Genomic DNA, 18,878 nt, shown 5'->3' with positions numbered 1-18,878 from the left:
CCTCAGCTTTCGTCGGGCGCAGCCTGCCTGAATTTCAACCGACGTTCCAGTTCGGCGTTCAGTTCGGCCCCGATCAGAACGACAGTGGCATTGATCCATAGCCACATCATCAGCAGGACCACCGCCCCCAGCGAGCCATAGGTTTCGTTGTAATCCGCGAAATTCGCCGCATACCAAGAAAACAGGTAAGACGAGGCGACAAAGCCGACCGCAGCAAAGATCGCCCCCGGCGAAATCCAGCGCCAGCGTGTCATCCGCCGCGACGGACCCCAGCGATAGATCGCCGCAAGCGCCAGAACCAGCACGACGAAGACCGCAGGCCAGCGCAGCGCGGCGATAAGCTTCTCGCTGGTCTCGGCCATCGGCAGAAAGGCCAGAACCGCAGGGATCACCGCGATGACCCCCATCATCAGCGCGATCAACAGCAGGCCCGACACCGTAAACGCCATGGCGACCAGATTCAGCTTGATGAAGCCGCGGCTTTCATTTTCGAAAAAGGCGACGTTCAGCCCGCTCAGCAACGCCTTCATCCCGCCATTCGCGGAGTAGAAGGCGATCAGCAGACCGCCGATCCCGGCAACCGAAAGGGCGTTCGTGGGCGAAGCTGCAATCGCCTCGACCTGACCGCGAATGATGTCCAACGCCCCGGCGGGCATCAGGCTGGCCAGTATTTCCAGATGCCGCGCGATGGTGCCGGGATCGGCGACAAGGGCATACAGCGACACGAAGGCCGTGATCGCGGGAAACAGCGACAGCAGACCAAAGAAGGTCACACCCGCCGCCACGGCCGAAACGCGATCGGCGCCGACCTGCCGGGCCGTGCCCTTGGCCACACCAAGCCAATCGCGGGGGGTCAGGTCGCGCAGCGCCGTGGGGGCAGCTCTCGGTGCCCCCTGCCCCGGTTGCGACCCCGGCAGGCCGTAATCCCGCCGCGTCTTTTCATCCAGATCGCCAAACAAGGCCTGCGCAATTCCCGGTCGCTTTGTCTGTGTCACACGATCCTGCCGTTACTTCTGTTCATCTTGGTCGGAAGCGGCGCGGGGTCGTGCCGTTTCCCGGATCAGGTCGGCGGCTGCGCCGAACTCTGCAATGATCGCCGAACTTTGCGCCGCCACGCTGCGAAAGCTGCCGAATGCCCGATCCACCGCGGCGGCGACACTGTTCAGACTGCCCGACAGTTCGACCGCGCTTTCGGTGATATCACCGACAATATTGCGGCGCTCGGCCGCACGCACACGGGCTGCGCGATCGCGTTGCATCTGGGCGCGGGCGCGTTCGCGGGCCCGCCTGCGCACCGCTTCGCGCGCGTCCTCGTCAAGTTCGGCAAAGCGCGGGGCCAGTGTCGCCGGATCGCGCGGCGTCCTTGGATCGACACGCCGCGGGGCCGGATCATCCGCCGCCAGCGCATTGGCCGCCGCGCGGCCCAGGATCACCGCACCCGCCGTGGCCGCAGCCGTCGCGGCTGCTACGCCCCCCCAGACCACGATCCTTGCCGTCAGCGAGGGGCGCGGCCAGACCCGCCGTCCATCGGGCGACATCGGGCCCGAGGGCGGGATTCGGCTGGAAAAAGGGGCGTCTGGCCCGCCTGCGCGCTGCAATTCAGGATCGCGCTGCATGGTTCTGCCTCCGGCTGATCGTTTCTGTTGGCTTCACAACCCCGTAATCGCGGCGAATGTTCCACGTTGCCGCGCACCATGCCACCGAAAACTTGCCCCCGCGCCGCGCTGCGGCTATGCCCGCCGCAACGACAAGGAGCCTGCCATGATCCCTCGCTATGCCCGCCCCGAGATGACCGCGATCTGGTCGCCGGAAACGAAATTCCGCATCTGGTACGAAATCGAGGCGCATGCCTGCGACGCCCAGGCCGATCTGGGCGTGATTCCGCGCGAAAACGCGGATGCCGTCTGGAAGGCCAAGGATGTCGAGTTCGACGTCGCCCGGATTGATGAAATCGAGGCCGTCACCAAGCATGACGTGATCGCCTTCCTGACCCATCTGGCTGAACATGTCGGCAGCGACGAGGCCCGCTTCGTCCACCAGGGCATGACCAGCAGCGACGTGCTGGACACCACGCTGAACGTCCAGCTGGTCCGCGCCGCCGACATCCTGCTGGCCGACATGGACAAGGTTCTGGCCGCGCTGAAAAAGCGCGCCTATGAACACAAGGACACCGTCCGCATCGGCCGCAGCCACGGCATCCATGCCGAACCGACCACAATGGGACTGACCTTCGCGCGCTTTTACGCCGAAATGGCCCGCGGCAAGGCCCGGCTGCAGGCTGCACGGGCCGAAATCGCCACCGGCGCGATCTCGGGTGCGGTGGGCACCTTCGCCAATATCGACCCGGCGGTCGAAGAACATGTCTGCGCCAAGATGGGTCTGCGCCCCGAACCGATCAGCACGCAGGTCATTCCGCGCGACCGCCACGCGATGTTCTTTGCCACGCTTGGCGTCATTGCCTCGTCGATGGAAAACATCGCCATCGAGATCCGCCACATGCAGCGCACCGAGGTTCTGGAGGCGGAGGAATTCTTCAGCCCCGGCCAAAAAGGGTCCAGCGCGATGCCGCACAAGCGCAACCCGGTCCTGACCGAAAACCTGACCGGTCTGGCGCGCCTGGTCCGCATGACCGTAATTCCGGCGATGGAAAACGTGGCCCTGTGGCACGAACGCGACATCAGCCATTCCAGCGTCGAACGCGGCATCGCGCCTGACGCGACGATCACGCTGGATTTTGCGCTGAACCGTCTTGCGGGCGTCATCGACAAGCTGGTCGTCTATCCCGAAACCATGCTGGCCAACATGAACAAGTTCAAAGGCCTGGTCATGTCGCAGCGGGTGCTTCTGGCGCTGACGCAGGCCGGTGTATCGCGCGAGGATTCCTATCGCCTGGTTCAGCGCAACGCGATGAAAGTCTGGGAAGAGGGCAAGGATTTCAAAGAGGAATTGCTGGCCGATGCCGAAGTGACGGCCGCGCTGACCCCGGCGCAGATCGAAGAGAAATTCGACCTTGGCTATCACACCAAGCATGTCGACACGATCTTCCGCCGGGTTTTTGAATCAAATCCTCTGTAATTCCCGATGCGGGCGTAAACCCGCATTAAGGATGCTGTGCCAGATTGCCGGTGATCGAAGGAAAACGATGCGGGCATGACGATGGTGCAGATGGCTTTGACACAACGACAGAAGGCGGCCGTAATCGTCCGCCTTCTTCTGGATGACGAAGATGAGGTTCGGCTGAACCAGCTGGACAGCGCGACCCAGAACCTGCTGGCCGAAGAAATGGCCGGGATGGAACTGATCGACCGTCAGACACGCGATGCCGTCATCACCGAATTCTGCGACCGGCTGGAATCGGTCGGCGTCACATTCCCGGGAAATCTGGACGGGACGCTGGCCATGCTGGGCGGAAAACTGTCGGCTGACAGTACCGATCACCTGCGCCGCATCGCCGCCATGTCAGGCAAGGGCGATCCCTGGGCGCGCATTGCCGAACTTCCCCAGAAAAGCCTGCTGGCGCTGGCCAATTCCGAATCGGTCGAACTGATCGCGCTGATGCTGTCGAAACTGCCGGTCCCGGTCGCATCGGCGCTGTTCACGGAATTGTCGCGGGACCGGGCACGGACCGTCGCGCAGGCGATGTCGTTGACGGGAGAGGTCAGCCCCGCCGCGCTGCATCGGGTCGGGCTGGTCCTGTTGCAGGCTGCCGACGCGCTGCCCCGGCCCGGTCTTGCCACCCCGGCCAGCGACCGCATGGGGGCGATCCTGAACTTCGCCACGGCCGAGCTGCGCGACGACGTGCTGGATTCATTGGAACGTGAGGATGCAGGTTTCGCGGGCGGCGTCCGACGCGCGATCTTTATCTTTGCCCATATTCCCTCCCGCGTCGAACCCCGCGATGTGCCGCGCATCACCCGCGAGGTTGACCAGGCCGTCTTGATACGCGCCCTGTCCTCGACCTCGGGCCCCGAAGGCGAGGCCGCGAATTTCATCCTGTCGAATCTGTCGCAACGGATGGCCGACGGCCTGCGCGAAGAGATCGAGGGCCTTGGCAAGGTTGCCCTTCGCGACGTCGAGGCCGCCGGCAACGAACTGGTCGCGGCCATCCGCCGACTTGAATCGCAGGGCGATCTGACCCTTGTCCCGCTTGTCACGGATGACGAGCTGGGCTGACTTGCCGATCCCGCAGTGACCACGCTATTCAGGGGCAAAGGCCCAGCATGACCAACCAGATCGCCCTGACCCTTGCCCTTCTGATTGTCGCGATTTTCGCGGCGGACGCCCTGTGGTTGCATCTTGGGCTGCCGGTCATCCTGGGCAAGGCGATGGACGGGCTGATCGAACATGTCAGCTTCTGGCGCTGACGAATTCGTCACGCCTGGCGCCCCTGCCGCGCACCGATGGCAGAGGGCATTTGCATCAGCCGCCCCGCCACGCTAGAGCATTGCGCAACGTCATCTGGTCGGGAGAGAAGAACCATGGCAGTCAAAGTCGCCATCAACGGTTTTGGGCGTATCGGACGCAACGTGCTGCGCGCCATCGTCGAATCGGGTCGCACCGATATCGAGGTCGTGGCCATCAACGATCTGGGTCCGGTCGAAACCAACGCCCACCTGCTGCGCTATGACAGCGTGCATGGCCGTTTTCCGGCCACCGTCACCGTTTCGGGCGACACGATCGATGTGGGCCGCGGCCCCATCAAGGTCACCGCGATCCGCAATCCCGCCGACCTGCCCTGGGGCGATATCGACGTGATCATGGAATGCACCGGCATCTTCGCCTCGAAGGACAAATGCCAGCCGCATCTGTCGACCGGCGCCAAGCGCGTCCTGATCTCGGCCCCCGGCGAGAACGCCGACAAGACCATCGTGTTCGGCGTCAATGACGACACGCTGACCGCGGATGATCTGGTCGTGTCGAATGCAAGCTGCACCACCAACTGCCTGTCGCCGGTCGCCAAGGTCCTGAACGACGCCATCGGCATCAGCCGCGGCTTCATGACCACCATCCACAGCTATACCGGCGATCAGCCGACGCTGGATACGATGCACAAGGATCTGTATCGCGCCCGCGCCGCCGCGCTGTCGATGATCCCGACCTCGACCGGTGCCGCCAAGGCCGTCGGCCTGGTGCTGCCGGAACTGAAAGGCAAGCTGGACGGCGTCGCCATCCGCGTGCCGACGCCGAATGTCTCGGTCGTGGACCTGACCTTCGAAGCCGCCCGCGATACGTCGGTCGAGGAAATCAACGCCGCGATCAAGGCCGCGGCCGATGGTCCGCTGAAAGGCATCCTTGGCTATACCGAGGAATCGCTGGTTTCGACCGATTTCAACCACGATCCCCACAGCTCGATCTTCCACATGGATCAGACCAAGGTCATGGAGGGCCGCATGTGCCGCATCCTGACCTGGTACGACAACGAATGGGGTTTCTCGAACCGGATGTCGGATACGGCTGTCGCCATGGGCAAGCTGCTCTGATCGACCGATCAGGAACATGTAAGACGGCGAGGGGGCTCCCCTCGCCGTTTTTCATTCGGCATAGATCATCTTGCGGGTCATGCCGCCATCGACAACAAATTGCTGGCCGGTGATGAAACCCGCCTCGTCCGAGGCCAGATAGGCCACCAGCGCGGAAATATCGTCGGGGGTACCTACGCGCCCCACGGGATGCTGCGCATGGTCGGTATCAGAATGCCGGGGATCCTGTCGCGTTGCGCGTTTTTGCCAAGGGCCCGTCTCGATCCAGCCGGGCAGAATGCAATTGCTGCGGATGTCGGGACCAAGGCTGATCGCCAGCGCATGCGCCATCGCGGTCAGACCGCCTTTCGCGGCCGCATAAGCCTCGCAGTCGGGTTCGGATTGCAAGGCGCGGGTCGATGACATCAGAACGATGCTGCCGCGCGCCTCTCGCAACAGGGGCACCGCGCCCCGCACCATCAGGAACGCGCCTGTCAGATGCCCGTCCTGCCACCTGCGCCAATCTTGCAGGGACAGATCCTCGATCGGGCTACCGACCGGATTCGCGGGCCCCGCGTTCGACACAAGCAGGTTCAGCCCCGCGCCATCCAGCCAGTCGCGGATCCTGTCGAATGCGGCGCTGACCTGATCTTCGTTCCCGACATCGACCGTCATGCTTTGCAGTGCGGGATCCTCGGCCTGTTGTTCCTGCACCGCCTCGGCGTCCAGATCCAGCACCGCAACGCGCCAGCCATCGCCGCGCAACCGTTGCACGATGCCCTTGCCGATGCCCTGCGCACCGCCGGTCACAATCGCCGTCTTCACCGTCCTGTCCCCCGTGCTACCGTGACGAAGTAACCGGCCAGCATGGATCTTGTTCCCGGCCGATCAGCCCTTGCGGGTCAGGCGACGCGAATTCGCACGGGTGCGCTTGCTGTAGGGACGCAGGGCCGCCGACATGACGCGATCGGCGCTGTCACCGCGACTGGCGGCCTGGGCCATGGCAAAAAGCGACTCGGAGGCCGCGGCCTGTTTTTCGGCGACCATGCGAAACGGTTCGCCGGGGGACTGGGCGACCACGCCCATCATGCCAGCCATTCTCATTCCGATAACCAATTGGGAATCAATCGCAATTCTGGCCATCTGCGCCCAAATCCGCATAGGGTTCGGTGCCATCATTCTTAATATCCTGCTGCCGATCATCCTCGCCCACGGCAAGAACGAACAAAATGGCAGTGTGTTCCCCCTGACCCATCACTGCAAGTAGGACTTTCGCACAGCCCCCGTGATTTCACGCGCCGACCGCTTGGCAAGCACGGCGGGCCGTGTATTAAGGCGGGCATGACCGACATGCTTGACATCCGCCGCCCTGACGACTGGCACCTGCATCTGCGCGATGGCGCGATGCTGTCGGCCGTGGCCCCGCACTCTGCCGGTTTCGGCCGCGCGATCATCATGCCGAATCTGGTGCCGCCGGTGGTGACGGGCGCGCAGGCCGCCGCCTATCACGACCGGATCCTTGCCGCCCTGCCCAAGGGCGCGCCGCTGCAGCCACAGATGACGCTGTATCTGACCGATGGCACCGATCCCGCCGATGTGATCGCCGCGCATCGGGACGGCATCATCCGCGCGGTCAAGCTGTATCCGGCCGGTGCCACCACCAATTCCGCCAGCGGCGTGACCGATTTCGACCGCGTGCGCCCCGTGCTTGAGGCGATGGCCGAAGCGGGCGTGCCCCTGTGTGTGCATGGCGAAGTGACCGACCCATCGGTGGACATCTTCGACCGCGAGGCCGTGTTCATCGACCGCGTGCTGGACCCGATCCGCCGCGCGACGCCCGGCCTGCGGGTGGTGATGGAACATATCACCACCTCGGACGGGGTCGCCTATGCACGTTCGGGCGGCGACGATCTGGGCGCGACGATCACCACGCATCACCTGGTCATCAACCGCAACGCCATTCTGGCAGGCGGCATCCGGCCGCATTACTACTGCCTGCCGGTCGCCAAGCGCGAAAGCCACCGCCTTGCGCTGCGCGACGCCGCGACCAGTGGCGAGGCGCGGTTCTTTCTAGGCACCGACAGCGCGCCGCATACCGACGCGGCCAAGCTGCAACCCTGCGGTTGCGCGGGGTGCTTTACCGCGCCGAACACGATGTCGATTCTAGCCCATGTCTTTGAAGAGGACGGCGCGCTGGACCGGCTGGAAGCCTTTACCAGCCTGAATGGCGCGGCCTTCTACGGCCTGCCCGCCAATGCCGACCGCATCCGCCTGACCAAGCGCGATGTTCCCGCCCGATACCCGACCTCGATCACCGCCGGGGATGAGAGTGTCACCGTCTTCGACCCCGGCTTTCCCCTTTACTGGCATCTGGAGGACTGATGAGCCTGCCCTACCCCACGCGCGAGGAAATCGCCCGCCTGTCCGCCCGGATGCTGCTGGAAATCAAGGCGGTGGATTTCAACGCGGAAACGCCCTTTACCTATGCCTCGGGGCTGAAGGGGCCAACCTATGTCGACTGCCGCCGCATCATCAGCTTTCCACGCGTGCGCCAGACGCTGATGGATTTTCTGGCCGCGACCGTCATGCGCGATGCCGGGTTCGAGGCGTTCGACAATGTCGCCGGGGGCGAAACCGCGGGCATTCCCTTTGCCGCGATGGTGGCCGAACGTCTGGGCCTGCCGATGACCTATGTGCGCAAGAAGCCCAAGGGCTATGGCCGCAACGCCCGCATCGAAGGTGTCATGACCGAAGATCAGCGCGTGCTGCTGGTCGAGGATCTGACAACCGATGGCGGCAGCAAACTGTCCTTCGTGGATGCGATCCGCGACACCGGCGCCAGCTGTGGCCATACGGCTGTGATCTTCTATTACGGTATCTTCCCGGAAACCACGCAGCGCCTGGCCGATCATGGCGTCCGGCTGCATCATCTGTGCACCTGGTGGGATGTTCTGGCCGAGGCGCGCGAACAGAAGGCCTTTGACGAGGCCACCCTGAACGAGGTGCAGACCTTCCTGTCGAACCCGCGCGCATGGCAGGCGGCAAACAGCTGACGCTGCGTTTATCCACAGGCTATCCACAGCTTGATACACCGATTTCGGGCCGCGCGATATTTCGTGCGGCCCGTCTTTCCTGTAGACTGATCGAATAACCAAGAAACGAGGGATTGGGCAGATGAGCGGCTTGCGCGTGATCGTTCCGGGTCAGGACGGACAGGAAGACGACAGCCAGACGGTGCCCTATTCGCTTGAGGCTGAACAGCAATTGCTGGGCGCCCTGCTGACCAACAACGATGTGTTCGACCGCGTCAGCCAGGTGATCAAGCCGGAACATTTCTATCATCCGGTCCATGCCCGCATCTTCGAGATCTGCGCCGAACGCATCCGCAAGAACGCGCTGGCCAGCCCGGTGACCATCAAGGCCTTCATGGAAGGCGATGAGGGTCTGAAGGAACTGGGCGGTGCGCCCTATCTGGCGCGTCTCGCGGGGGCAGCGATCTCGGCCTATGCGGCACGCGATTATGCGCAGATGATCCGCGAATTCGCCCTGCGCCGCGAACTGATCCTGCTGGGTCAGGACATTTCCGCCCGCGCCGCGAAGGTCGAGGTCGGCGAAGATGCCGAGGAACAGATCAAGGCCGCGGAACAGACGCTGTACAAGCTGGGCGAACAGGGCGTGGCCGAGCGCGGCTTTCAGTCCTTCCTGAAGGCCGTGACCGGCGCGGTTCAGGCCGCCAATGCCGCCTATCAGCGCGATGGCAAGCTGTCGGGCATCTCGACCGGTTTGATCGATCTGGACGGCAAGATGGGCGGTTTGAACAACTCGGACCTGATCATTCTAGCCGGTCGCCCCTCGATGGGGAAAACCTCGCTGGCCACCAATATCGCCTTCAACATCGCCCGCGCCTTCAAGGAGGGCGAGCGTGCCGATGGCACGGTCGGCGCGATCGAAGGCGGCGTCGTCGGCTTTTTCAGCCTCGAGATGTCGGCCGAACAGCTGGCCGCCCGGATCCTGTCCGAGGCCGCCGAGGTTCCCAGCGAACGCATCCGGTCGGGCAATATGGACGAGGGCGAATTCCGCCGCTTTGTCGAGGCGGCGCATGCGCTGCAGAACTGCCCGCTTTACATCGACGACACCCCCGCCCTGCCGATCAACCAGCTGGCCGCCCGCGCGCGCAAGCTGAAGCGGACGCATGGTCTGGATGTTCTGATGGTCGACTATCTTCAGCTGCTGAAGGCCGCGACCGCCAAGGACAGCCGCGTCAACGAGGTCAGCGAGATCACGCAGGGCCTGAAGGCCATCGCCAAGGAACTGAACATCCCGGTCATCGCCCTGTCGCAGCTGTCGCGTCAGGTCGAGAACCGCGAGGACAAGCGTCCGCAGCTGTCGGACCTGCGCGAATCCGGCAGTATCGAACAGGACGCCGATATCGTGATGTTCGTCTTCCGCGAGGAATATTATCGCGAACGCGAAAAGCCTTCGGACAGCGATCTGGACGCAATGGCCAAATGGCAGCAGATCATGGAGCAGGTCCACGGCAAGGCCGAGGTCATTCTGGGCAAGCAGCGCCACGGCCCGATCGGAACGGTCGAACTTGCCTTCGAAGGGCAGTTCACCCGCTTTGGCAACCTGGCGAAGGACCGGCAATCCAGCTGGGACTGATCGCGCCCTCTGGACTTGCACAATCCGCAAGTTACTAATGCGGCATGGCGCCGTCGCGCCGATGGACCGTCATGCCGCGCACTGCCCCCCATATGATGACACTGGTCGCCCTGTCGGGCGTCTCGGCCCTGTCGATGAACGTGTTCCTGCCCTCGCTGCCCGGAATGGCGCGGGATTTCGGCGTGGATTACGCGGTGATGCAACTGTCCGTATCGGCCTATATCGGCGCCAGTGCGGTGTTGCAGCTGCTGGCCGGGCCGATCAGCGACCGCATCGGACGCAGGCCGGTCGTTCTTGGGTCGCTGGCGATCTTCCTGCTGGCGACGATCGGCGCATTGATGGCACCGACGGCGGGGATGTTTCTGCTGTTTCGCCTGATACAGGCGGCGGTCGCGGCCTGTATGCTGGTCTCGCGCGCGGTGGTTCGCGACATGTACGAAGGCGACCGCGCGGCCTCGATGATCGGCTATGTGACGATGGGAATGGCCGTTGTCCCGATGATGGCCCCGGTCATCGGCGGGGTGGTCGACGAGGCCTTCGGCTGGCGCGCCAATTTCGCGATCATGGGCCTTCTGGGCTTTGCGGTTCTTGTCGCGGCTGCGGGCGATATGGGCGAGACCGTGCGCGGCGGCGGTCTGAGCCTGCGCCAGCAGGTCGCCAACTATCCCGAACTGGGGCGCTCGGTCCGGTTCTGGGGATATTGCCTGGCGGCCACGCTGTCGTCGGGCTGTTTCTTCGCCTATCTGGGTGGCGCACCTTTCGTGGGCGAACATGTCTTCGGCATGACGCCGGCCGAGGTCGGCTATTACTTTGCCGCGCCCTCCATCGGCTATCTGCTGGGGAATTTCCTGTCTGGCCGCTTTGCCGCGTCCTGGGGCATGAACCGGATGATCCTGACCGGGTCGATCATCTGCTTTGTCGCGTTGATGCTGTCGCTGCTGATCTACATGGCCGGCGTGATCCACCCGCTGATCTTCTTTGGGGCGATTGCCTTCATGGGGCTGGGCAACGGCATGGTGCTGCCCAACGCGAATGCCGGGATGATGAGCGTGCGCCCCGAACTGGCAGGCACGGCCAGCGGCCTTGGCGGCGCGCTTGCCATCGCGGGGGGCGCGGCGCTGTCGGCCCTGGCGGGGGCATTGCTGCAACCGGGTTCGGGGGCGACGCCGCTGCTGGTGATCATGGTCGCTTCGGCTGCGGGCTCGGTTTTGGCCATACTGTGGGTTTTGCGCCGCGAATCCGCGCTGGGGCTGCGCCCGTAGGTCCGGCAACGGGATCTTAAGCAATTCGCGCCATGCTGGCCGAATGCTGCGAAAGCCGATCATATGGGTCGTCCTGATCACCGTCTTGGCGCTTGCCGGGATACCTTTGCAAAGGCTACAGGCTGCTTTGCAAAGCAAAGAGGTCATCATGGCGACGCAAAAGATCTATGCCGGAACATCCCTGCGTGAAACCCGTGCCCGGGTCGGGCTGAACCAGCGCCGCTTTGCCGAACGTCTGGGGGTTTCGCTGCCCTATCTGTCGCAGATGGAAAACAACCACCGGCCGATTTCGGCGGGGGTGCTGCTGAAGCTGGCGCAGGAGTTCGGCGTCGATCTGACGACGCTGTCGGCGGGCGATGCCGAACGCATGGTCATCGACATGCAAGAGGCGCTGGCCGATCCCGTCTTCGATGCGGCCCCGCCTCTGGCCGATCTGCGTCTGGCCGCAACCAATGCGCCGATCCTTGCCCGCGCCTTTCTGGATCTGTACCGCGCCCACCGCCAGGGACAGGAACGCCTTGCCGCGCTGGACGAAGCCATCGGCGCCGTCGGCCAAAACGCGATCTCGACCCCGTGGGAAGAGGTGCGCGACTTCTTCCACTATTGCGACAATTACATCGATGCGGTCGATCGGGCGGCCGAACGCTTTGCCTGCCCCGACGGGCTGCGCGGCGATCCGTGGGATCTGGCGGTCGAGGCCTTGGCCCGGCGCGACATCAAAGTGTCGCTGGTCGAACTGCCCGCCAATTCGGTCTTCCGCCATGACGGCGACATGCTGCTGGTGAATGCCGCCGCCGAACCCGCGACACGTGTCTTTCAGCTGCTGCATCTGGTCGCGCTGGAAACCCGCGCCGACCTGCTGGAGGCGACGCTGGACCTTGCCCGTTTCCGCAACCCCACCGCGCGCGAAATCGCCCGCGTCGGCATGGCGAACTATTTCGCGGGTGCGGCGCTGATGCCCTATCGCGCCTTTCTGGCCGCCGCACAGTCCGAACGCCACGATCTTGAACGCCTGTCGCATCTGTTCGGGGCCTCGCTGGAACAGGTCGCGCATCGCCTCTCGACCATGCAGCGTCCGGCGGCCAAGGGGGTGCCGTTCTTCTTTGTCCGGGTCGATCAGGCGGGGACGATCACCAAACGCCATTCGGCCACACGCCTGCAATTCGCCCGTTTCGGCGGGGCCTGTCCGCTGTGGAACGTGCATCAGGCCTTCGAACAGCCGGGCCGTTTCCTGCGCCAGCTGGCCGAAACGCCGGATGGCATGCGCTATCTGCTATTGTCGCGCGACGTGTCCAAACATGCCGGGGCCTATAACGCGCCGGTGCGCCGATTTGCCATCGGCCTTGGCTGCGAAATCGCGCATGCCGAGGGGTTGGTCTATGCCGATGGGCTGGATCTGACGAAACCCCGCGCATTCGAACCAATCGGAATCTCGTGCCGGATCTGCCCGCGCCCCGACTGTCATCAGCGTTCGGTCCCCCCGATCGACCGCCCGCTGCGCATCCCCGCTGACCGCGATGGACCTTTGCCCTATGAGATTGCATGAAAATTCTTTGAACGGCGACCGGATTTCGGCGGATTCCCGCCCGCAAAGGCATGTATCCGCCCATTTGGCACAGGCGAGGCGGCTGGCCTGTTGCCAAGAAGGCACAGGGTATTATTACCCATTGGCAAATGGAACCAGATCGAACCGCACCAACGCGGCACGAATCCTCGGGGGACAGACCTTGCCGAAACGCCTTGTGAACAGCCTGAACGCATCGCTTGAACGTTGGTTGCCTGAAAAACGGCTTTTTCTTCGTTCCGACGATGCGACGCGCTTTGTTCGCCTGCGCCCGGCCACACAGCTTCTTGCGTTGGGTGCGGTCACCACGGTATTCGGCTGGACCCTGGTCGCCAGTTCGATCCTTGCAATCGACGCGGTCAGTTCGGGCAATTCGCGCGATCAGGTGACGCGCGTGCAATCGGCGTTTGAACAGCGTCTTGCCGAGTTGTCGCAGGAACGCGATGCCCGCGCGTCCGAGGCGCTGGCCGCGCAGAACCGCTTTACCGTGGCGCTGGATCAGGTGTCGGAAATGCAGTCCAAACTGCTGGCATCCGAGGAAGAGCGGCGCGAGCTGGAACGGGGTCTGAAGGTCGTGCAATCGACCCTGCGTGACGCCATCGCCGAACGCGACACGGCAAAGCAGCAGACCGCCGAGGCGCAGGACAGTGATTCGACCGACCGTTCCGAAGAATTTGCCGTGGCGCTGGACATCCTGTCCGGCGAGCTGCGCAACACGGCGACCGACCGCAGTCAGGCCCGCAAGGAAGCCGAAGAGGCCAAGCTTGCGGCGCAGGAACTTCAGGTCGAGCGTGATCAGATCATCGCCCGCAACGACCAGATCCTGACCCAGCTGGAAGATGCCGTCAGCATCTCGATCGAGCCGCTGGACAAGGTCTTCCGTTCGGTCGGCATGGACCCGGACGATGTTCTGACCACGATCCGCAAGGGCTATTCAGGTCAGGGTGGCCCGCTAAACCCGATCAGCTATTCGACCCGTGGCGACGCCGCCCTCAGCCAAGGCGAAACCAAGGCCAACAAGGTCATCGTCACGCTGGACCAGATGAACACCTATCGCATCGCGATCGAGAAACTGCCGCTGGCGATGCCCGTGCTGGACAGTTTCCGCTGGACCTCGCCCTTCGGCCGCCGGTGGGGTCGCATGCATGAGGGCGTCGATATGGCGGGCCCTGTCGGCACGCCGATCTATGCGACGGGCGACGGCGTCATCACATTCGCCGGCCGTCAAAGCGGCTATGGCAACCTGATCAAGATCAAGCATGAGCTGGGCACCGAAACCCGCTATGGCCACCTGTCCCGCATTCGCGTGAAGGCCGGCCAAAGGGTGTCGCAAGGCGAGCGGATCGGTGATATGGGGAATACCGGACGCTCGACCGGGCCGCATCTTCATTACGAAGTTCGCATGAACGGCCGGGCCGTCGATCCGATGAGCTTCATCAAGGCAGCCAGCAATGTTCAGTAAGACCCGCGTGACCGAAAATCGTCCCCAGCAAGCCACTGCCGGCGGGGCGCAATCGGAAACCACCCCTGCACCCGAAACCACCCCCGAACGCAGCCATGACGCGCCCCCGGCGCCCGGCATGCCGCGCAAGCGCGCCGCGCCTTCGGTTCTGTCCTCGGACCTGACTGTGGTCGGCAACATCAAGACCGATGGCGACATCCAGATCGAAGGCACGGTCGAGGGCGATATCCGCGCCCATCAGCTGACCATCGGCGAAAGCGCGACGATCAAGGGCGAAATCATGGGCGACGATGTGATCGTCAATGGCCGCGTGGTCGGCCGCGTCCGTGGCCTGAAGGTACGCCTGACCGCAACCGCGCGGGTCGAGGGTGACATCATCCACAAGACCATCGCCATCGAATCCGGTGCCCATTTCGAGGGTTCGGTTCAGCGTCAGGAAGACCCGCTGGCCAATGGCGGCACGAAAAAGCTGGCCCCTCCGTCGGGCGAGTGACCTTCTGCCACCGTCTTGACAGGCCCGCCTTGCGCGGGCCTTTTTCATGTCTGCACGACAAAGGGTGGATCAATGAAAATGCTGCGTCATGGGCCGAAGGGGCAGGAAAGGCCCGAACTTCTGGATCGCGACGAACAGATGCGCGACCTGCCGGCCGGTATTCCCGACCTTGCAGGCGAAGCCCTACCCTTGGCCTTTCCCAAATGGACCAGCCACATCGCCAGCCATGATGATGACCTGAATCTGCCCAAGAAATCCACCGTGGCCGATTGGAAGGTTGACCTGGGCATCGACGGGCTGGGTCCGCAGATACAGCATGTTCGGGGCGCCACCGCATGAGCCAGACGATCCTGATCACCGGCGCAGGCAGCGGCATCGGTCGCGCGACCGCACGATTGTTCTTGCAACAGGGATGGCAGGTCGGGCTGTTGGGCCGCAATCGCGACAGCCTGCAAGACAGCGCGCAGGGTCACGCGAACGCGCTGGTCCTGCCTTGCGATGTGACCGACGCGACCGCCGTGGACGCGGCATTCGACAAGGCGATGCGGGAATGGGGTCGACTGGACATTCTGTTCAACAATGCCGGACGCGGGATGAATGCCGCGACGCCCGATCAGGTTGCGCCGGATGATTTTGCCCAAGTCATCGCGGTCAATGTGACGGGGATGTTTCACTGCGCCCGCGCGGCCTTCGCCGCGATGCGCGGGCAGACCCCGCAAGGCGGTCGGATCATCAACAACGGCTCGATTTCGGCCCATGCGCCGCGGGCCGGGTCCATCGCCTATACGGCCTCGAAACACGCGGTGACCGGCATGACACGCAGCCTGTCGCTGGACGGGCGGGCGTTCGACATTGCCTGCGGACAGATCGATATCGGCAATGCCGGAACGGACCTGCTGAAACAGGTCGCCGCCGGAAACCCCAAGGCCGAGCCGATGATCGAGGTCGAAACGGTGGCCGACTCGGTTCTGCACATGGCCCGCCTGCCCAAGGGTGCGAATGTGCAGTTCATGACCGTGATGGCCACGAAAATGCCCTTTATCGGGCGCGGCTAGGCATCGGGCAGCAACTGTCGATACATGTGCCAGCTGGCATGACCCAGCACCGGCAGCGCAACGAACAGTCCCAGAAATGCGGGCAGGATCGCCGCGAACAGCAGCCCCGCAATCAGCGCGGCCCAGACCAGCATCACCGCCGGATTGGCCGCCACCGCCTGAAACGAGGTGATGATGGCGGTGATGAAATCCACCTCGCGATCCATCAGCAACGGCAGGCCGACCACCGTGGCCGCGAACAGAAAGCCCGCGAAACCCGCGCCGATCACGCAGCCGACAGCCAGCATCAACACCCCCCTGCCCTGCAACAGCATCTTGGCCGAGCTTGTGATATTGGTCAGCGACGAAACCCCCATGAACAGCGCAAAGACGGTATGCGCGACAAAGACCCAGAACATGAACAGCAACAGGATCACCATGGCCATCGACGGCAATTGCCGGTCCTTCTGGGCAAAGACGACGCGGATCACATGTGGCCATGACAGGGGCTGCCCCGCCTCGATCCGGCGACTGACATCGTAAAGGCCGGTCGCCGCGAAGGGTGCGATCAGCGGAAAGCCCACGATGAAGGGCATCAGCCACCATTCCTGCCCCGAGGCCAGCGCGACCGCCGTCAGGACCAGCCCGCCGGCGACATAGAAGGCCGAAAACAGCAGTCCAAAGGCAGGCGCGCGACGAAAATCACGAAATCCGGCCTGCAAGGCCTGACGGATCTGGGCAAAGCCGATCCGCGCGACCGGCGGAATGTCGTCGGGCTGATCCGGCGCGGGGCCGGGCAAGGCGCTGCGGGGTGACTGCGGCGCAGCAGAAGACGGGGGTCGGGTCACGTGGCTCCTCCCTGACATGCGCGCTCGCAGATCAGGTTAGGGCGGTTTCGCGACCCGCGCAATCTTGCTGTCAGTTGTATTTGGCGATCAGCGCCGTGCGTACATCGGGGGTGACGAATTTCGACACGTCGCCGCCCAAGCGGGCGATTTCCTTGACCAGCTTCGAGGCGATGGCCTGCCGCCGCGCATCTGCCATCATGAACACGGTCTCGATGCTGGCATCCAGCGACCGGTTCATGCCGACCATCTGGAATTCATATTCGAAATCGGCCACGGCACGCAGGCCGCGCACGATGATCGTCGCGCCCACGTCACGGGCGCAATCGATCAGCAGGTTCTCGAACGGGTGAACCAGGATCTCGCCGCCGGTGCGGGCGGCGATCGCATCGCATTCGGCCTGAACCATGGCGACGCGATCTTCCAGATCGAACAGCGGCCCCTTGTCGCGATTGATCGCCACCCCGATCACAAGTCGATCCACCAGCGCCATTGCCCGCTGGATGATATCGATATGCCCAAGCGTGATCGGATCGAACGTGCCGGGATACAGGCCGATACGCATGGTCGATATTCCTTCTGCATGGTCGCAGCGGAAGGCAAAACCGATTTGCCCGTGAATTGCAAGACTTTGGGTCCGATCTGCCGACCGTCAATTCCCCATGATCATGCCGGTCAGCGCATCTTTTTCTGCCGACAGTTCCGACAGGCGCCCGCTGACCGCATCCCCGATCGAGATCACGCCCAGCATGTCGCCATTGTCATCGACCACCGGCAAATGGCGGAAACGGCCCTGTGTCATGCGTTCTAGAATGGTCAGTGCGTCCTCGCTGGTGTGGCAGGTCTGGACATTGGTGGTCATCACCTGGGAAATCGGGGTGGACAGGACATCAGCGCCCTTTTCACCCAGTTGGCGCACGACATCGCGTTCCGACAGGATGCCGTCGGGCTTTTTGCCATCAGTGGACACGACGATCGCGCCGATCCGTTTTTCCGCCAGCAGCGCCACGGCTTCGGCCAGCGTCGCATCGGGATTGATCGTGATGATGGTCTGCGATTCCACACCCGGCTTGCCAGAGTGACCCTTCATCGACAGCAATTGATTGACCAGCATGGCAAGACTCCTCTCCGGCTTGATTGGGTTCATCTTTTTCCCGATCCGCGGGCAGGTCAAGCCTGACGAAGGGCTGCGGCGGATTACAGCGCCTCAAGCCGGGCGACCTCGGCCCGAAGCCCCTGCGCCAGTTGGTCGGCCAGAAGGGTCAGGCGCCGCGACGCGCGGTCATCGGCGTGACGCAGCAGCCAGAAGCTGCGGGTCAGCGAAATCCGATCCGTCAGCACGCGCCGCACTCCCGCCGCGAAGGGGATCGCGAAATCATGCACGATGCCCAACCCCGCACCCGCCCGGATCGCCTGCATCTGCACCGATACGGAATTCGAGCTGATCTGCGCGGTCTCGATCCCGGTTTCGGACAGGTAATCCAGTTCGCGGTCATAGATCATGTCGGGGATATAACCGATCATCCGATGCCCGCGCAGATCGTCCAGTTCGGTGATCGGGGCGTGCCGGTCCAGATAGTCGCGATGCGCGGCCAGATGCAGGCGGTAATCGGTCAGGCGCTGCACTGTCAGCCGCCCGGTATCGGGGGGCGACACGGCGATGGCCATGTCGGCCTCGCGCTTGGACAGGTTCACGACCCGCGGCAGGGATACGATCTGCACCTCTAGCCGGGGATGGGTTTCGCACATTTTCTGCGCCACCTGCGGCAGCAGGTAATTGGCGCAGCCATCCGGCGCACCGATCCGCAACTGCCCGCTGATCCCCGCCTCTCGCCGCGTCGCCTCGGATGCGGCGGCGGCGGCCTTTTCGGCGGCCTCGGCGGGTGCGATCAGCCGCCCCCCCTCCGATGTCAGCGCATAGCCCTGTGGCGTCTTGGCAAACAGCGCCGCGCCGACCGCCGCCTCCAGTCGCGCGACCCTGCGCCCCACGGTCGAGGCGTCCATGTTCAGCCGCCGCCCCGCGCCTGACAGGCTTTCGGCCCGCGCGACCGCCAGAAAGATGCGCAGATCGTCCCAATCCATGCCGTCACCTTTGCA

Annotated in this window: 21 protein-coding genes; 13 read left to right on the top strand and 8 right to left on the bottom strand. The window is 63.8% G+C overall.

From position 1 onward, the window contains the following. Positions 1–2 precede the first annotated feature (2 nt). Positions 3–995, bottom strand: coding sequence for a YihY/virulence factor BrkB family protein (locus tag BMX67_RS05350; RefSeq protein WP_090733098.1), 993 nt, complete (start codon positions 993–995; stop codon positions 3–5). Positions 996–1,007: 12 nt separating this feature from the next. Next, positions 1,008–1,538 (bottom strand): hypothetical protein, encoded by a 531-nt coding sequence (locus BMX67_RS05345; RefSeq protein WP_217645788.1) that lies wholly within the window; start codon positions 1,536–1,538, stop codon positions 1,008–1,010. A gap of 223 nt (positions 1,539–1,761) precedes the next feature. On the opposite strand from BMX67_RS05345, the gene purB reads away from it, so the two are divergent. The 4 genes from purB (at position 1,762) to gap (ending at position 5,480) form a co-directional block, all read left to right on the top strand. Continuing rightward, complete coding sequence (purB, locus tag BMX67_RS05340) at positions 1,762–3,075, top strand: adenylosuccinate lyase (RefSeq protein WP_090733094.1); 1,314 nt, start codon at positions 1,762–1,764, stop codon at positions 3,073–3,075. A 90-nt stretch (positions 3,076–3,165) separates the two neighbouring features. After that, entirely contained in the window at positions 3,166–4,173 is a 1,008-nt protein-coding gene (locus BMX67_RS05335) for a FliG C-terminal domain-containing protein (protein WP_245739216.1), read from the top strand. Between the two features lie 47 nt (positions 4,174–4,220). Then, entirely contained in the window at positions 4,221–4,364 is a 144-nt protein-coding gene (locus tag BMX67_RS19525; RefSeq protein ID WP_175479823.1) for a hypothetical protein, read from the top strand. Positions 4,365–4,478: 114 nt separating this feature from the next. Beyond that, a complete protein-coding gene (gene gap, locus BMX67_RS05330; RefSeq protein WP_090733092.1) occupies positions 4,479–5,480 on the top strand; it encodes a type I glyceraldehyde-3-phosphate dehydrogenase in 1,002 nt (333 codons plus the stop codon). A gap of 51 nt (positions 5,481–5,531) precedes the next feature. Here the strand turns inward: gap and BMX67_RS05325 are convergent, their stop codons facing one another. Both BMX67_RS05325 and BMX67_RS05320 read right to left on the bottom strand, forming a co-directional pair. Then, on the bottom strand, positions 5,532–6,284 hold the full coding sequence (locus BMX67_RS05325; RefSeq protein WP_090733091.1) for an SDR family oxidoreductase: 753 nt from the start codon (positions 6,282–6,284) through the stop codon (positions 5,532–5,534). A 63-nt stretch (positions 6,285–6,347) separates the two neighbouring features. After that, positions 6,348–6,557, bottom strand: coding sequence for an antifreeze protein (locus BMX67_RS05320; protein ID WP_245739214.1), 210 nt, complete (start codon positions 6,555–6,557; stop codon positions 6,348–6,350). A gap of 243 nt (positions 6,558–6,800) precedes the next feature. Here BMX67_RS05320 and pyrC point away from each other — a divergent pair, with 243 nt between their 5' ends. The 9 genes from pyrC (at position 6,801) to BMX67_RS05275 (ending at position 15,957) form a co-directional block, all read left to right on the top strand. After that, a complete protein-coding gene (pyrC, locus tag BMX67_RS05315; RefSeq protein WP_090733088.1) occupies positions 6,801–7,841 on the top strand; it encodes a dihydroorotase in 1,041 nt (346 codons plus the stop codon). Beyond that, complete coding sequence (locus BMX67_RS05310; protein WP_090733087.1) at positions 7,841–8,512, top strand: orotate phosphoribosyltransferase; 672 nt, start codon at positions 7,841–7,843, stop codon at positions 8,510–8,512. The genes pyrC and BMX67_RS05310 overlap by 1 nt, the downstream gene beginning before the upstream one ends. A gap of 121 nt (positions 8,513–8,633) precedes the next feature. Further along, positions 8,634–10,121 carry a replicative DNA helicase gene (locus BMX67_RS05305; protein ID WP_090733086.1) on the top strand — a complete coding sequence of 496 codons (1,488 nt, stop codon included), beginning with the start codon at positions 8,634–8,636 and terminating at the stop codon, positions 10,119–10,121. A gap of 71 nt (positions 10,122–10,192) precedes the next feature. Next, positions 10,193–11,383 carry a multidrug effflux MFS transporter gene (locus BMX67_RS05300; protein ID WP_245739212.1) on the top strand — a complete coding sequence of 397 codons (1,191 nt, stop codon included), beginning with the start codon at positions 10,193–10,195 and terminating at the stop codon, positions 11,381–11,383. Between the two features lie 148 nt (positions 11,384–11,531). Next, positions 11,532–12,929, top strand: coding sequence for a helix-turn-helix domain-containing protein (locus BMX67_RS05295; protein ID WP_090733083.1), 1,398 nt, complete (start codon positions 11,532–11,534; stop codon positions 12,927–12,929). A gap of 181 nt (positions 12,930–13,110) precedes the next feature. Beyond that, a complete protein-coding gene (locus tag BMX67_RS05290; RefSeq protein ID WP_245739210.1) occupies positions 13,111–14,409 on the top strand; it encodes a M23 family metallopeptidase in 1,299 nt (432 codons plus the stop codon). Next, a complete protein-coding gene (locus tag BMX67_RS05285; protein ID WP_090733081.1) occupies positions 14,399–14,902 on the top strand; it encodes a bactofilin family protein in 504 nt (167 codons plus the stop codon). The genes BMX67_RS05290 and BMX67_RS05285 overlap by 11 nt, the downstream gene beginning before the upstream one ends. A 72-nt stretch (positions 14,903–14,974) precedes the next feature. Next, a complete protein-coding gene (locus BMX67_RS05280) occupies positions 14,975–15,241 on the top strand; it encodes a hypothetical protein (protein ID WP_090733080.1) in 267 nt (88 codons plus the stop codon). After that, positions 15,238–15,957 (top strand): SDR family oxidoreductase, encoded by a 720-nt coding sequence (locus BMX67_RS05275; protein WP_090733078.1) that lies wholly within the window; start codon positions 15,238–15,240, stop codon positions 15,955–15,957. The genes BMX67_RS05280 and BMX67_RS05275 overlap by 4 nt, the downstream gene beginning before the upstream one ends. Here the strand turns inward: BMX67_RS05275 and BMX67_RS05270 are convergent. From BMX67_RS05270 to BMX67_RS05255, 4 genes are all read right to left on the bottom strand, one after another. After that, positions 15,954–16,784 carry a DUF2189 domain-containing protein gene (locus tag BMX67_RS05270; protein WP_245739208.1) on the bottom strand — a complete coding sequence of 277 codons (831 nt, stop codon included), beginning with the start codon at positions 16,782–16,784 and terminating at the stop codon, positions 15,954–15,956. The genes BMX67_RS05275 and BMX67_RS05270 overlap by 4 nt on opposite strands. A gap of 70 nt (positions 16,785–16,854) precedes the next feature. Beyond that, a complete protein-coding gene (gene coaD, locus BMX67_RS05265; protein WP_090733076.1) occupies positions 16,855–17,346 on the bottom strand; it encodes a pantetheine-phosphate adenylyltransferase in 492 nt (163 codons plus the stop codon). An 87-nt stretch (positions 17,347–17,433) separates the two neighbouring features. Next, entirely contained in the window at positions 17,434–17,895 is a 462-nt protein-coding gene (locus BMX67_RS05260; protein WP_090733074.1) for a CBS domain-containing protein, read from the bottom strand. An 83-nt stretch (positions 17,896–17,978) separates the two neighbouring features. Continuing rightward, positions 17,979–18,863, bottom strand: a complete 885-nt coding sequence (locus tag BMX67_RS05255) for a LysR family transcriptional regulator (protein WP_090733073.1) — start codon at positions 18,861–18,863, stop codon at positions 17,979–17,981. Positions 18,864–18,878 lie beyond the last annotated feature (15 nt).

It is taken from the genome of Paracoccus homiensis, assembly GCF_900111675.1.
Taxonomy (GTDB): domain Bacteria; phylum Pseudomonadota; class Alphaproteobacteria; order Rhodobacterales; family Rhodobacteraceae; genus Paracoccus; species Paracoccus homiensis.
Note: the sequence above shows the minus strand (reverse complement) of the source record. Positions and strands in the feature narration are given on the sequence as shown.